Raw genomic sequence first — 14,368 nt, forward strand, 5'->3', positions numbered from 1 at the left:
TGCCATCATCGAAGCGACGGTACGTCGTTCGCGCCCTGTAGTTCTTACGGCTGCGGCAGCAATATTAGCGATGATTCCACTTATACATAGTGTATTTTGGGGGCCGATGGCGATTTCGATCATGGGAGGATTGATCGTTGCGACGGCATTGACGCTGCTCTTTGTTCCGGCATTGTATGCAGCATGGTTCAAAGTTAAGATTTCACAATAATGACTGACCGTGCGAACCTATAAAAAAGGTGCGTAAGGTTTGCAAGCAATCTTTTGATAATAGAGATTTTAATGATGAGTGCATTTTTGACGCTAATCGGCAATCAGATTGCCGATGCGATATTGTTGAAGCTAAATCCGTTTGTGAAGCGTTAGCACTCCCCGTCATTCCCGCGTAGGCGGGAATCCAGCTAAAGGTATTAGATGAAACAACCTGCTGTTTATATTCTTGCTTCTCAACCTAACGGTACACTTTATATTGGTGTTACTTCTAATCTCTCTAAACGTATATCTATGAACATAAAAATCATTTAACTCAAGGATTTAGTGATAAATATGATGTTGAAATACTGGTATGGTATGAATTACATAATTCAATGGAATCAGCAATTAATAGAGAAAAAGCCATAAAAAAATGGAATCGTAATTGGAAACTGAGAATAATTGAAGAATTTAATCCCGAATGGAAAGATTTATATGAGGATATTTTATGAAGCTGGATTCCCGCCTACGCGGGAATGACGAAATCAGTTACCGAATAGAGCCTCTAGTGAGCTAAGCCCCTCTTTTTTCTCTTCAGCCGCTTTTTCACCCATTTGAGCGGTTCCGCCTACTTCATTGAGTTCAATCGTATACCCCGTGAGCATTGATGCGAGGCGGATGTTAATACCGCTTTTACCGATCGCTTTGGATTTTTGATCGCTCGGGAGGGTGACAACCGCTTTTTTCTCATCCCCTTCTCCCTCGGTAACTACAACGGCGCTGATGATGGCAGGGCTCATCGCACGAGAGATAAACAGCTCAGGGGATGAGCTGTACTCGACACAGTCGATATTCTCGCCGCACAACTCTTCGCTTACCGCATTGATACGGACACCGCGTACACCGACGGTAGCTCCGATCGGATCAATTTGAGGACGGTTGGTGTAGAGGGCGATTTTCGCGCGCTCACCCGGAATACGGGCACATTTTTCGATGACGACGATACCGTCTTTGATCTCAGGAACCTCAAGCGCCAAGAGCTCTTCGAGGAATTTGGGAGCGGTACGTGAAAGCTCCATAGAGATACCGTTGGATTTATCGACATGGACGCGGCGTACGATAGCGCTGACGACATCGCCGACTTTGAATTTTTCACCCTTGATACGGCTTTTCATCGGCAGTGTTGCGCGGATCTCATCGATCTCGATAGTGGTGTTTTGATCCCCATCCACACGAGTTACACGACCGGATACGATTTGATTGATTTTGCTTTTGTATTTGTCGTAGAGTTCATTTTCCACAAGGCGTTGGATATGAAACTCGATTTCGCGGTGGAGTGTGGCAAATGCGCTTCGTCCGTAGCTCTCGATGTCATGTTCCATTTGGAGTTGATCGCCGATTTCCGCCTCATCATCGATCTCCAAAGCGCTTGTGATACCCATGTATGCACCCGCTTCTTCACCCTCTAACTCGGGTGCATCATCAGCAACAACGGTGATGATTTGGCGTAGTTTGACCTGTTTTGTACGATCGTCAATATCCGCCTCAAATGCGAAGGCCGGATTGATAATCCGTTTTGCCGTTTGGATAAATGAGGTTTTGATCGCCTCTTGGACATTTTCTCGGCTAAGCCCTTTTTCATTGGCGATTGAATCAATAATATCTAACATATTTTCCATAGGACTATCCTCTTGATAATTGGTAACTCATAAAAAATTGGGTTGGTTAGGGAAAGCTTTTTTTATGAAGGAGTTGTATTATACATCAATTTCTCTTAATAGGATATTTATCCTATCCCCGCTATAATCCCCCTAATATCAAGAACTCTATAAAAGGGAAAATAATGGAACTCAAACTCGCACGCAGCGAACACGACACAAAACCGAAAAAAATCGATCTCAAAAAAATCACGGAGATGGTAGAAAAAAGCAACTCTTCTATCATTTATTTTGACCGTGAAAATTCACACAAAGATCTTCTTGCCCTCCAAGATCATTTCGAAGGGGAAGGGAAAAGTTTTTATATGCGCGAAGTGAAATACGGACTTTCCGCTAATGAATACATGTATGAGGTTCACATCCTCTAATGTCAAAAAAACTCTTTATCGAGACGCTCGGATGCGCTATGAACGTGCGCGATTCCGAGCACATGATTGCGGAATTGAACGCACATGAAGGGTATGAGCTCACGGATGATGCGAGCTCGGCCGATCTTATCCTCATCAATACCTGCTCGGTTCGTGAAAAACCGGTACACAAACTTTTTTCCGAACTCGGAGTCTTTAATAAACTCAAAAAAACAGATGCTAAAATCGGCGTATGCGGATGTACGGCGTCCCATTTGGGTAAAGAGATCATCAAACGAGCACCCTATGTGAATTTTGTCCTCGGTGCTCGCAATGTCTCCAAGATTTCCGATGTACTTCATCGAGACCGTGCAGTTGAAATTGAGATCGATTACGACGAATCGCAATTTGCGTTTAAAGATTTCCGAAGCAGCCCTTACAAAGCTTACATCAATATCTCTATCGGATGCGACAAGCAGTGTACGTTTTGTATCGTCCCTAAAACCCGTGGAGACGAGATTTCGATTCCGCCCGATCTGATCGTTGCCGAAGCACGCAGAGCGGTTGAAAACGGGGCGAAAGAGGTATTTTTGCTCGGTCAAAATGTCAACAACTACGGTCGCCGATTGTCGAATGAAAAGATCAATTTCACCGAATTGCTCCGCCGTGTGAGTGCGGTGGAGGGGTTGGAGCGTATCCGATTTACCTCCCCTCATCCTCTTCACATGGATGATGAATTTATCGAAGAGTTTGCCCGCAATCCGAAAATCTGCAAATCGATGCACATGCCGCTCCAAAGCGGTTCGAGCGAGATACTCAAAGCGATGAAACGGGGATATACCAAAGAGTGGTTTCTCAACCGTGCGCGCAAACTCAGAGAGATGGTTCCCGATGTCAGCATCAGTACCGATATTATCGTCGCATTCCCCGGAGAAAGCGACGAGGATTTCGAAGATACGATGGATGTTCTCAATCAGGTTCGCTTCGAGCAGCTGTTTAGTTTCAAATACTCCCCGCGTCCGTTGACCGAAGCGGAAAAAATGGAGGAGGTTGACCCAGAGATCGGTTCCGATCGTTTGGATCGGCTTCAAGCACGGCATGATGAGATACTAGATGAGATGAAATCGGTAAACCTAGGCAAAATTGTCGACGTCTATTTTGAAGAGTTGCGCAGTGACGGGTTTGTTGCTGGTCGCAGTGACAATAATCTCTCTATCAAAGTCAAAGGAAGCGAAGAGTGGCTCGGCAAAATCGCTCGGGTGAAGATCACGGAGGTTTCTCGCAACGTCCAATACGGTGAGATCATTGCGTAAAGCATTTCTCCGTAGACTTGCCCTTTGGCTGATCCCCCCAATCGGTACGTTTCTTATCCGTCTTATTTATCTTACCAATAAAAAACGGTTTCATCTTCCTCAACTCATCCCGAGCGAGCCGGTTATTTTTGCTTTTTGGCACGGCGATTTGCTCATGCAACCGTATCTTTACTATCAATTCCGACAAGTTCCCAAAGCCAATGTTCTTATATCGGATCATTTTGACGGACAAATCATTGCCCATATCATGCGCTATTTCAAACTCGGGACGATTCACGGTTCAACGACGCGAGGTGGAGCAAAAGTATTGATCCAAGGGCTTAAATCACTCTCCCAAGGGTATGACATCGGTATAACTCCCGATGGACCTAAAGGACCGCGCCACGAGATGAGTGATGGCGTAGTGGTAATGGCGCAAAAACGCCAAACCAAAGTGATCGTCTATAGCTGTGTCCCCTCGGCATATTGGCAACTTCCGAGTTGGGATCGGTTCACGGTTCCCAAACCATTTGGAACGCTCGATTTTTACGCCTCTGAGCCGATCGATGTCGAAGGGCTGGAGATGGATGAGGCAAAAGCGCTTATCAAAGCAAAACTCATGGAACATGCTCTATAACGAAAGTAGTGGGATGAATGAGCTCCTCCATCGTAACAAAGAAGATTTTTTAAAATACCTCGACACGATGCGGGGGTATTCACCGCTAACGATACGCAGTTATCATGACACCATCGATGAGATGATCAATACTGCTGAGATTACAGAATCAGAGGGTGAACTCTCGATAAACCTGATGCCTTTTCGTCTGAAAATAGCCCCCTTAAAAGCCAAATCGATCGCCGCTAAACTGAGTGCCATACGCAGTTTTGTCAAATATCTTCGGGATAACGATAAGCGGGTTGAACTCAGGGGAGATGAGAGCGTTAAAGTTCCTAAAACCCTGCCGAAACCTCTTAGCCACGAGCAAATTACCCATGCCCTGCAACATGCAGATCCCAAAGCGGCATTAGCGATCACCCTTTTATATACGATGGGACTTCGGATCTCGGAACTCACCCATTTGCGACTGAGCGATATGGAAAACAACTGGTCGCGTGTTCACGGAAAAGGGTCAAAAGAGCGAGATATTCCGATGCTTGAATCTATCATCCAAATGGTACGAGATTATCAACGGCATAACCCCTCACTGGAGTATATTTTTGAGGATAAAGGTGTAAAATTAAGCGAAAATAGTCTAAGATATACCATTATTAAGGCATTCGCAAAGGTTGGACTGAAAGTGACACCGCATCAATTGCGCCATACGTATGCAACCGAATTATTAAACAATGGGGCGCGAATTGCCGATGTTAGCGAATTATTGGGTCACGCCAGCATGGCAACGACGCAGATTTACACTAAATTGGGCAATGCCCTAAAGATGGAACATTACCATCAAGCGCATCCATTATGCCAAACTCATGAGGACTCTAAGTGATAGAGCGGTTTTACCGAAAAATTTTCATCGCAATTGTTCATGATGGCGGAGGACATGATGTTCGGGTGGTCGCTCAAAAACAAAAGAAAGTGCTCTATAAAGAGGGTAAACGTTTTGAAGGGGACTCTTCACTAGGTGATGTACGCTCGTATGTACGTAAGTATCTCGAAGAATCACCTCTGCACTATGTGGCACTTCTCAACCCTCAGCCTAAACAGGGGGCACTCCCTGAATGTTCTCATCATACGGTAGAGGACATGGAAGATATTGCCGGTGCGAAAACACTGTGTCGTGATGGAAAGTGGCTTCTGTACAGTTCGCTTCGAGAGCTCGATGCTCTCCAAGTCGAGTATAAAAACATCGGTCTGGATTTTATTTTTTCCCCTTTCTCTATATTGGAACATTTTTTTGCGGACAAGATACACGGGGGATTTGCCCTTTATGCATTAGCTCAAAAAGATTCATTCAGCGTAGCGATTTTTGAAAACGGAAAGCTGGAATACGCACATCATTATTCGACCCATGAAAAACACGCTATAGGATCGGAAGAAGAAAGTGATACGGGCGGTTTTGCCGTCGGGATCAGTGAAGAGGAAGAAGCGGATAAAAGTATCAGTTTGGAAGATATTGAGTCGCTGGACGATTTGGATATTTTAGATGAGTTGGATGATTTGAGTAATATCGAGGATCTCGACAGTCTCGATGAAATTGTGGAGTTTAGTGAAGATACACCGACATTTGAAGAGAAGCGGCTAAATGCACCGCACGGTGATGATATTAAACGGCAAATGGATCGATTTAATAACGACTACTATCGATTTGAACTGATTCAGCGTACGTTGATCCGTTTTTATGCGGGAGCCCATTGTCGTAACCGTTTTGTCGAAACGGTTTATATCGCCGATGCTTATGGTAGCGGAAGCGAACTCAAGCGTTATCTTGAGGAAGAGCTTTTTTTAAATGTACTAATCCGCCGTATCGATGTAGCCGATGAAGTCATTGCACTCTCAATGCTCGAAGAGGGGGCACTGTGAAACATAGTTTTATAGCCCCGAGACGGAAACGACTGGTCAGCGGTGAGCTTCGGCTTGTCCTTTTCTTTTTTACGGTAACCATCGCTATGGTGGTCGGAACGTATCTTTTCTTGGGGTACAAAACGTATGATTTTGTCCATGAACGTGAGACCGTAGCGCAAAAAGATGCATCGTTGAAACGCTCAATAGAGAAGATGGAAGAGGAGATCAAAGTGATCGAATCGGAAGCTAAAATCGTGGAAAAAATATCAACAGATAATACGGTAATGAAAGAGAGTATCCGAAATCTTTTTGATCTGGTGCCCGAAGATATTACCCTCTCACGTGCGGAGTTGGAAGAAAAATCGTTGATTCTCTACGGAACAACGCCAAATAAAGATACTTATGAGTATATGCTTCATGCGCCGCTTCGCTCTATCTTTAATCGTACCTACACCAGCTTTTATCCGATAGAAAACGGGTGGTATCGATTTGTCTCTTCCAACTACCTTGAGGAAGAGACGCTAGAAGAGGGTGAAAAATGAACCGTCAGACGCTATTTGTTGTGATATTGTCGCTTTTATTGCTGATCGGAGTCGTTGCATTTTCATTTTTCTTTTTAATTCCTAAGGGGAAAGAGTACCGTTCCCTTCGGTTGGAGAGTAAAAAAGAGTTTCAGCAGCTGGAATTGACCCAAAATCGGTACGATAATACCCATAATCGTCTCGAAGATTTGAAAAAACAGCATAAACATACAATCGGTGCATTTGATAAAGTGTTTGATCCGGGACGTTTTGAACGACTTTATAAAAAAGAGTTTACCGATCTTTATTTGACTGAAGTGAGCACAACCGATAGCAACGGAACGTTCAAAGTGTATGAAGTGAATGCGACGACTAAAATTACTTCTCCGCAAAGTTTTTACACCTTTTTGGAAAATATCAATAAAAGTGAATGGGTCATCGGGGTGAATTTCCCGATCCATTTTGAACGGGACGGGGATCAAATACGCTCAAGCTTTACAATGAAAGTGCACAATAAACCTGCTGAAAAAGAGACAACGCACAAGAGCAAAGAGAAAAGCATATCGGAGCAGAAAAAAGAGGCCGCAGCGGAGGCTACTGAAGTGATTTCACCTTTCACACCGCATAAAAAAGATGAGGCAAAAGCTCCGCCTCATTCAAAATAAGAGTTATTTCATCCCTTTGGCACGTTCATGTGCCGCATGTATCGCTTCCATACACCCCTCACGGACTTTCCCTTTTTCAAGTGCGCCGTATCCTGCGGCAGTGGTTCCTCCGGGGCTCATCACGTTATCTTTTAAGAGCGCGGGATGGGTGTTCTGGATCAGTTTTCCAAATCCCTCAAACAGACCTCTCATAAGTATCATTGCATCATCGCGTTTTAGCCCTTCACGTACGGCACCGTCACACAGTGCTTCGGCGATGAGCGCCAGATAAGCAGGACCGCTTCCGGCTAACGCGGTGGCAATATCAAGCTCTTTTTCACTGTTTAACCAAAGTGTTTTTCCGATGGTTCCAAAAAGGGAGATAGCATGGTTAGCAATGGCATGATCGCCCACCAATGAGGTCATAGAAGCACCTGCTTCGGCGGCAAGATTCGGCATGGCACGGCAATATGCATGTGCGGAGATTGCCCGCAAAGACGTGAGCTGCGTTCCGGCAAGAACGGAATAAAGTGCTAGTGCGGTCCCTTGAAGATAGGGAGCTATTTCATTCAGATTGGCAGGTTTAACACACAGAACCACTGTTTTACCATTGATGTCGGCATCGGTGTAAAGGGTTTTTTTAATCGGAGTATTGAGCTTGTTTTCAAACGCTTCCAGTGCGCTCATACTTCGTCCGATCACCTCTATCGCATGGGTTTCACATAGCCCTTTAGCCAGAGCTAAAGCCATCTTACCGTTTCCGACAAAGGTGATCGCGTTAGACATCGCTTGGACCCTTGAGGTAGTTGCTGATCGGTTCAGCGATACCGAAATCGGCGCGATTATCGACGATGATTTGTGCCATGGTTTGGTTGTCGGTATTGAAAATCAAAGGGGCGACAAAGTTGATCGATGATTTTTCAATCGGCGTTTGCAATATCATGATGTTATAGATAAGCAAATTACTCTCAGGGGTAATACCCATCAATGCCTGAAGCGAAGAGGGGATGTCAAAAGAGTATTCACGAAGGGCAAAGGGATTGATAAGAGTAAAGGTAGGACCTTCTCCTATACTCTCTAAACGTAAAAAAATTTCATCAATTTTTTGGAGTTCCATTTTGGATACCGCTTCGAAACCGAGCAGGGGGAGTTTTAAATCAAACTGCATAACTACCTTCTTCTGTCATTAATAGACTGATTTTAACACATCAAACTAAAAAGTTTCAACTTTATGTAGGGGTGTTTAATCTCTTTACGGTAAAATAGCCGATAATTTAAAAATAGCGTAGGTTTTTCAATGATGAGAACATGGTTAATCGCAGTTACCGCACTTATTTTTTTGAGCGGATGCGGTAAAGAGGTCGACGAGTTTAACAAACCTGCAGAGTATTGGTACGAAAAAATGGTTACGGCCGTTTCCAACGGCAATTTGGAAAAAGCGGACAGCTATTTCAGTTCACTTCAAAGCGAACATATCAGTTCACCGTTTTTATCGGAAGCAACCATGATTATGGCACAAGCGCATATGGCGCATGAAGAGTATCTGTTGTCGGAACATTTTTTGGATGAGTATATTCGTCGCTATGCTACCCCTGAGGGGCGTGAATATGCCGAGTTCTTAAAGATCAAAGCGAAGTTTTTAGCGCTTCCCCATCCGGGACGCGATCAGGGGTTGATCGATGAGACCCTTCGCACGGTAGATGTCTTTAAAAAAAGTTATCCGTACTCTACCTATTTGCCTCTCGTCAAGACAATGGAAACACAGTTACAACTGGCACGCGGTGTTTTGAATGAGCAGATCGCACAGCTGTACGAGCGTTTGGGTAAACCTAAAGGTTCCGCCTATTATCGTGCAATCGCTCCGGTCACATGGATAAATTCTAATGAGATTGTGTACGCGAGTGTCCCATGGTATCGAGAGATGTTTGAAGGGGATGGCACCAGCAGCTGGTACGATTTTATGATTCCGAAAACACGCAGTGTCATTTCTATGGATGATAACGAGAGTAAATAGACCAAATCTGTAACTTTTAATCAAGGAATTTTTCTCCATGCAACTCAGTAATTACAGCTCATTTCCCACCACATTACCGGTGATTGCGGAGGACGAGCTTTTTTTATATCCGTTTATGATCTCCCCTCTTTTCCTCAATGATGAAAAAAATATTGCAGCGGCTGCCGAAGCGATTGAAAACAACTCATTGGTGATCGTTTGTCCGGTCAAACCCGACCATGAGGGGGAACGGGAAGGCTCTGCGATTTACGATGCCGGTGTCATCGGCTCTATCATGCGTAAAGTTGTTCTTCCTGATGGGCGTATCAAAGTGCTGTTCCAAGGGCTTGCTCGCGGTCATATCATGAATATGGTGCACGATAATCCTCTGCGTGCCCATGTCGATTTGATCTCATCGCTTCCTGTGAATGAGCTCAAAATGGATGCGATCTTGGAAGTATTGCGGGAAAAAGTGCGCGCCCTCTCACAGGTGAGCAACTATTTCCCTCCCGATCTGCTTCGCACCATCGAAGAGAACCACGAATACAACCGTATCGTCGATCTGATCTGCAGCTCCATCAAGATCAAAAAAGAGAATGCCTATAATCTTTTTATCGAGCGTGACCCTGAAAAACGGTTTTTGATGCTGATCGATGAGTTGATCGAAGAGACGGAAGCCTCCAAACTCCAAAAAGAGATCCGCTCGAAAGTGCATACCCGTATCGAGAAAGTGAACAAAGAGTATTTTCTCAAAGAGCAGCTCAAACAGATCCAAAAAGAGCTCGGAACCGATGCCCATCGTGATGAGGAGATCGAAGAGTTCCGTAAAAAGCTCGAAGCCAAAAAAGACAAAATGCATCCCGATGCGTACAAAGAGATCAACAAACAACTCGAGCGTTTTGCTCGGATGCACCCTGACAGTGCCGATGCGGGGATGATCCAAACGTATTTAGAATGGGTACTCGAGATCCCTTTTGGAGATGAAGCGAAAAAAGCGCTCAATATCCACGATGTCGAAAATCAGCTCAACAAAGACCATTTCTCTCTGAAAAAACCCAAAGAGCGGATTTTGGAATATTTCTCGGTCAAAGAGTTGTTGGAACTTCGCGGTATCGCAGATAAAGAGGGACGCGGTGCGATCCTCTGTTTCGCGGGCCCTCCGGGGGTCGGTAAAACCTCCCTTGCCAACTCCATCGCGACAGCGCTCAAGCGTCCGCTTGTCCGTATCGCACTCGGCGGGTTGGAAGACGTAAACGAATTGCGCGGACACCGTCGTACCTATATCGGTGCGATGCCGGGACGTATCGTGCAAGGGGTGATCGAAGCGAAAAAGATGAACCCTGTTATCGTCCTCGATGAGATCGATAAGGTAGCCAAATCGCATCGCGGTGATCCGACGGCGGTGTTGTTGGAGATTCTCGATCCGGAACAAAATACCCATTTCAGAGACTATTATCTGAATTTCAATCTCGATCTCTCCAAAGCGATTTTTATCGCGACGGCGAACGATGTTGGGCAAATTCCCGGACCGTTGCGCGACCGTATGGAGTTTATCTCGGTGAGTTCGTATACGCCGCAGGAGAAGTTTCAGATCGCCAAACAGTATCTGATTCCTCAGGAATTGAAAAAACACGGTCTTAAAACGGCGGAGCTTTCGATTTCTAAAACAGCGTTAGCGGAAGTGATCGAAAAGCATACCCGTGAAGCGGGGGTTCGTAACCTTCGCCGCCGTGTTGCCGACATTGTCCGTAAAGCGGCAAAAAAGATTCTCGAAGAGCCGAGCACCCAAAAAGTGACGGTGAGTCTGAAGAATCTCAAAGATTTCTTGGAAAAAACGATTTTCGAGATTGACCGAACCGACCATATCGACCGTGTCGGGGTTGTCAATGGGCTTGCCTGGACATCCGTGGGCGGTGATGTGTTGAAAATCGAAGCGATCCGTATCAACGGTAAAGGGGTGTTACAACTCACCGGAAGTTTGGGGGATGTGATGAAAGAATCGGCTCGTATCGCCCTCTCGGTGGTGAAAACGTTGATCGATGAGGGGAAACTTACGGTAGACCACTCGATTATCCCCCATTCCCCTGCCGAGCGCGAAAGCGATACGCCGCTGGATTCGAGCGAGGTGTACAAACGCTTTGATCTGCATCTGCATGTCCCGGACGGGGCTACCCCAAAAGACGGACCGAGTGCTGGGATCGCGATGTCAACCGTTATCGCATCGATTTTGACCAACAAAAAAGTGCGTGCTGACATCGCCATGACGGGTGAAGTTTCTCTGACGGGGAACGTCTTGCCTATCGGCGGACTCAAAGAGAAACTGATTGCGGCACACCGCGCGGGGATGAAGCTCGCCCTTATCCCGCAGAAAAATTATGATCGTGATTTGAGTGATATTCCCGATGAGGTCAAAGCCGCTATCGAGATTGTCGGAGTCAGTCGAATCGAAGAGGTGCTGGGGCGCCTTTTAATCGACGCATAACACCCATCGCTTCGGGGGAGCCGTAAAGGTATCCCCGAAGTTTCGAAGAGATCTTTAGCCCTCTGCACTCCTCTTTAAACCCTTTATCCATTACGACATTATGCTCATACGGGGCGATAAACGTATAATCCGGTTCGATTGATACGACGCTGTGACGTCCGATGATATGTTCGCCCCCTTTTTTAAGCGCCTCTTTGTCGTGTTGGCTGAGGAGATACCCGCTATTTTTAAAAAACGTGTCGATTCCGTACACGAGTGAGCGGATATTTGGGGGATTGGAAGCGTATGCAAACGTATCCACAGCGATAAAATCCATCGGCTCGATCAACAGTTCGTTGTCCTCTTCAAGGTAGCGAAAACTGCGGCGGATGGCATCGCGGTAATCTCGCATCATCGGGGCGCTGTAGCGATGACGGAAAAAGTTGCGGGTATAGCGTTCATCGGCATTGCTCTGATCGATATGATGCGGGATGTTATGTTCTGCAAGATACGCTTCGATAGAGTCGCGATCCCATTCGAGAAGAGGACGGAGTATCTCTATATCGTCTCGTCTATCATGGGAACGGATACCGAGCATTTCAGGAAGACCTGATCCGCGACACATCTGCATCATCAGCCACTCAAGCCGATCATTGAGCTGATGGGCGGTGAGTAGATAGCGGTAGTTGTGCTTTTTCATCAGATAACCGAAGAATTTATACCGCTCTTCGCGAGCACGATGTTCGAAATTGATCCCTCCTAACCGGCACGAGTGGGTATAACATTTCAGTCCGTGGCGGAGTGCAAGCGCCTCAGCGCTTTGTTCTTCCTCATCACTTGATGAGCGGGTGTGATAGTTAACATGGGCGATGTCAAACGAAATATGGTGTTCGATGAGGAGATGGAAGAGGGCGGTAGAATCAACCCCTCCCGAGAATGCGAGTAGGACGCGTCCTTTTTTTAATAGATCAAGGTGGAGAAGATCACGCATGAGCTTTCACGGTCGCCAAAGGGTTCTTTCCGGCGATTTCGGTGATGTGAGCACGGTAGATTGTTCCAAAAGAGAGTTCACCTTCAATCTCACGGTCGTTGACGTAGATTTCACCGTCCACTTCAGGTGCCCAGTTCAGTGCACGCGCGCTGAGAAGGAATTCATGCTCTTCGCTCTCACCGTCGATCACGAGTAAGATCTCTTGTCCTACGAGTTTAGCGAGGCTCGCTTCTTCGACTTTGGTGGCAATTTTCCCCAGTTTTTTGGCACGGGCGTTGATAGTTTTAGCAGGGATTTTATCGGTCATCTCATGCGCACTCGTCCCCTCTTCATCGGAGTAGCCAAAAACATTGAGGCGATCAAATCCGAAACTCTCAGCAAACTCCGCCATCTCTTCGAACATGGCTTCAGACTCTTGCGGATGACCGACGATAAAGCTGGTGCGTATAAAGGCATTCGGTAACGCTTTCATCGCATTGAGAAGCTCTAATGTTTTCGCTTTTCCGAATCCGCGCTTCATGATACGGAGCATATCGTCGTTGATATGTTGGATCGGCATATCGAAATAGTTGTGGAAAATTTTTGAATCACCGATCGATTTAATGAGTTTCAAGGTTGTTGTGGACGGGTAGAGGTAAAGGATACGGGCGCTTTTGACCCCGTCGATCAGTTCGATCCGCTTTATGAGGTGGATAAGCCCATCTTGAATATTTTGGTCACGCAGGTACGAACTGGAGTCTTGGGAGACGAAGCTAAAATCATAATACCCTTTGGCAACCAGCCCCTCAACTTCATGCGCAATACTCTCTAAATCGCGTGAGTGAAGTTTCCCTTTGAACGAGGGGATGGCGCAGAAACTGCATACTTGGTTGCACCCCTCGCTGAGCTTGACATAGGCGTGATAGGATGAACCCGTTACGACCCGCTCGGCACCGTCGATGAGATAAACCTCTGGGGTAAAACGGCTTTGCTTTGCGGCGAGGAGTTCGTCGATTTTGTCGTAATCGCCGACACCCGTGAAAATATCGACCTCTTTGAGTTCTTTGGATAATTCTTCTTTGTACCGTTCAGAGAGACATCCTGCCATAACGAGAACCGAATCGCTCTTGCGTCCCGCATCGAGGTTAAAAATGGTATTGAGCGACTCTTGTTTCGCCGCATCGATAAATCCGCAGGTATTGACGATGATAACATCCGCTTCTTCGCTCGCATCGGTCATTTCAAAATCTTTGAGTCGTCCGAGCATCACCTCGGTATCAACGAGATTTTTGGTGCAGCCGAGGGAAACGATATGAAGTTTTTTGGACATTTTTAGCCTTGAAAATAGTGTAATGATATTATAGCCAATCATTTTTTGGCTACACTTTCAAGATGAAATATATAATCGTCCTTTTATCTTTAATTCCCTTGATATTTATGGGGGTCATCTTTCTTTACGGATCGGGTATTGTCTGGTTTGATGAGGGAGTGGTGTGGTTGGAGAATGCTTTTAGCTTTGCTCTACCGCTAGTGAAGAATAAACTCTACTACCTCTCAAAAGTTGCAGGGTTGAGTGCCTTATGGCTCCTTATCCTCGCTTTTTGGGTACAGCCTCTTCGTACCTACATCCGATTTGATTTGGTCGAGTTTAAAAAACTGCTCGGGGGTTTTGCGATTGGGTATGCCCTCTTGCATTTGCTCTTTTTTATCGCCGCGCA

General features: G+C 45.9%; 18 protein-coding genes. 13 read left to right on the top strand and 5 right to left on the bottom strand.

Annotated elements, in window-relative coordinates; genetic code table 11:
• The 3 genes from VFW36_RS03545 to VFW36_RS12545 all read left to right on the top strand — a co-directional run.
• On the top strand, nucleotides 1–211 hold a 211-nt coding region (locus VFW36_RS03545; protein ID WP_329657433.1), incomplete at its 5' end, for an efflux RND transporter permease subunit.
• A 203-nt stretch (nucleotides 212–414) separates the two neighbouring features.
• On the top strand, nucleotides 415–525 hold the full coding sequence (locus VFW36_RS12540; protein ID WP_329657434.1) for a GIY-YIG nuclease family protein: 111 nt from the start codon (nucleotides 415–417) through the stop codon (nucleotides 523–525).
• Entirely contained in the window at nucleotides 501–704 is a 204-nt protein-coding gene (locus VFW36_RS12545; protein WP_414720233.1) for a GIY-YIG nuclease family protein, read from the top strand. The genes VFW36_RS12540 and VFW36_RS12545 overlap by 25 nt, the downstream gene beginning before the upstream one ends.
• A 33-nt stretch (nucleotides 705–737) precedes the next feature.
• On the opposite strand, the gene nusA is transcribed toward VFW36_RS12545, so the two are convergent.
• The gene (gene nusA, locus VFW36_RS03565) at nucleotides 738–1,871 is read right to left on the bottom strand and encodes a transcription termination factor NusA (protein ID WP_329657435.1); all 1,134 of its coding nucleotides are present in this window, start codon (nucleotides 1,869–1,871) and stop codon (nucleotides 738–740) included.
• 164 nt (nucleotides 1,872–2,035) lie between these two features.
• Here nusA and VFW36_RS03570 point away from each other — a divergent pair, with 164 nt between their 5' ends.
• Genes VFW36_RS03570 through VFW36_RS03600 form a run of 7 tightly spaced genes read left to right on the top strand, consistent with a single transcriptional unit; the run spans nucleotide 2,036 to nucleotide 7,247 of the window.
• Entirely contained in the window at nucleotides 2,036–2,278 is a 243-nt protein-coding gene (locus VFW36_RS03570; RefSeq protein WP_329657436.1) for an HP0268 family nuclease, read from the top strand.
• The gene (gene miaB / locus VFW36_RS03575; RefSeq protein ID WP_329657437.1) at nucleotides 2,278–3,570 is read left to right on the top strand and encodes a tRNA (N6-isopentenyl adenosine(37)-C2)-methylthiotransferase MiaB; all 1,293 of its coding nucleotides are present in this window, start codon (nucleotides 2,278–2,280) and stop codon (nucleotides 3,568–3,570) included. Before VFW36_RS03570 ends, miaB begins: the two co-directional genes overlap by 1 nt.
• Entirely contained in the window at nucleotides 3,554–4,186 is a 633-nt protein-coding gene (locus VFW36_RS03580) for a lysophospholipid acyltransferase family protein (RefSeq protein WP_329657438.1), read from the top strand. The genes miaB and VFW36_RS03580 overlap by 17 nt, the downstream gene beginning before the upstream one ends.
• 13 nt (nucleotides 4,187–4,199) lie before the next feature.
• A complete protein-coding gene (locus tag VFW36_RS03585; protein ID WP_329657439.1) occupies nucleotides 4,200–5,045 on the top strand; it encodes a tyrosine-type recombinase/integrase in 846 nt (281 codons plus the stop codon).
• The gene (locus VFW36_RS03590) at nucleotides 5,042–6,079 is read left to right on the top strand and encodes a hypothetical protein (protein WP_329657440.1); all 1,038 of its coding nucleotides are present in this window, start codon (nucleotides 5,042–5,044) and stop codon (nucleotides 6,077–6,079) included. Before VFW36_RS03585 ends, VFW36_RS03590 begins: the two co-directional genes overlap by 4 nt.
• Complete coding sequence (locus VFW36_RS03595; protein WP_329657441.1) at nucleotides 6,076–6,603, top strand: hypothetical protein; 528 nt, start codon at nucleotides 6,076–6,078, stop codon at nucleotides 6,601–6,603. The genes VFW36_RS03590 and VFW36_RS03595 overlap by 4 nt, the downstream gene beginning before the upstream one ends.
• Nucleotides 6,600–7,247 carry a hypothetical protein gene (locus VFW36_RS03600; RefSeq protein WP_329657442.1) on the top strand — a complete coding sequence of 216 codons (648 nt, stop codon included), beginning with the start codon at nucleotides 6,600–6,602 and terminating at the stop codon, nucleotides 7,245–7,247. Before VFW36_RS03595 ends, VFW36_RS03600 begins: the two co-directional genes overlap by 4 nt.
• 3 nt (nucleotides 7,248–7,250) lie before the next feature.
• On the opposite strand, the gene VFW36_RS03605 is transcribed toward VFW36_RS03600, so the two are convergent.
• Nucleotides 7,251–8,012 (bottom strand): pyrroline-5-carboxylate reductase, encoded by a 762-nt coding sequence (locus VFW36_RS03605; RefSeq protein WP_329657443.1) that lies wholly within the window; start codon nucleotides 8,010–8,012, stop codon nucleotides 7,251–7,253.
• Nucleotides 8,005–8,394, bottom strand: coding sequence for a flagellar assembly protein FliW (fliW, locus tag VFW36_RS03610; protein ID WP_329657444.1), 390 nt, complete (start codon nucleotides 8,392–8,394; stop codon nucleotides 8,005–8,007). Before fliW ends, VFW36_RS03605 begins: the two co-directional genes overlap by 8 nt.
• A gap of 132 nt (nucleotides 8,395–8,526) precedes the next feature.
• Here fliW and VFW36_RS03615 point away from each other — a divergent pair, with 132 nt between their 5' ends.
• Together VFW36_RS03615 and lon are read left to right on the top strand one after the other, a co-directional pair.
• Nucleotides 8,527–9,240: an outer membrane protein assembly factor BamD gene (locus VFW36_RS03615; protein ID WP_329657445.1), complete on the top strand. Its 714-nt coding sequence runs from the start codon at nucleotides 8,527–8,529 to the stop codon at nucleotides 9,238–9,240.
• Nucleotides 9,241–9,277: 37 nt separating this feature from the next.
• Nucleotides 9,278–11,701 carry an endopeptidase La gene (gene lon / locus VFW36_RS03620; RefSeq protein WP_329657446.1) on the top strand — a complete coding sequence of 808 codons (2,424 nt, stop codon included), beginning with the start codon at nucleotides 9,278–9,280 and terminating at the stop codon, nucleotides 11,699–11,701.
• On the opposite strand, the gene tilS is transcribed toward lon, so the two are convergent.
• Both tilS and rimO read right to left on the bottom strand, forming a co-directional pair.
• Nucleotides 11,655–12,671, bottom strand: a complete 1,017-nt coding sequence (gene tilS / locus VFW36_RS03625) for a tRNA lysidine(34) synthetase TilS (RefSeq protein ID WP_329657447.1) — start codon at nucleotides 12,669–12,671, stop codon at nucleotides 11,655–11,657. The two genes, lon and tilS, sit on opposite strands and share 47 nt — an antisense overlap.
• The gene (gene rimO, locus VFW36_RS03630; protein WP_329657448.1) at nucleotides 12,664–13,980 is read right to left on the bottom strand and encodes a 30S ribosomal protein S12 methylthiotransferase RimO; all 1,317 of its coding nucleotides are present in this window, start codon (nucleotides 13,978–13,980) and stop codon (nucleotides 12,664–12,666) included. Before rimO ends, tilS begins: the two co-directional genes overlap by 8 nt.
• Before the next feature lie 107 nt (nucleotides 13,981–14,087).
• On the opposite strand from rimO, the gene VFW36_RS03635 reads away from it, so the two are divergent.
• The coding region (locus tag VFW36_RS03635; protein ID WP_329657449.1) for a hypothetical protein at nucleotides 14,088–14,368 on the top strand (281 nt) is incomplete at its 3' end.

Origin of the sequence: Sulfuricurvum sp., assembly GCF_036279695.1 — a bacterium.
GTDB lineage: Bacteria > Campylobacterota > Campylobacteria > Campylobacterales > Sulfurimonadaceae > Sulfuricurvum.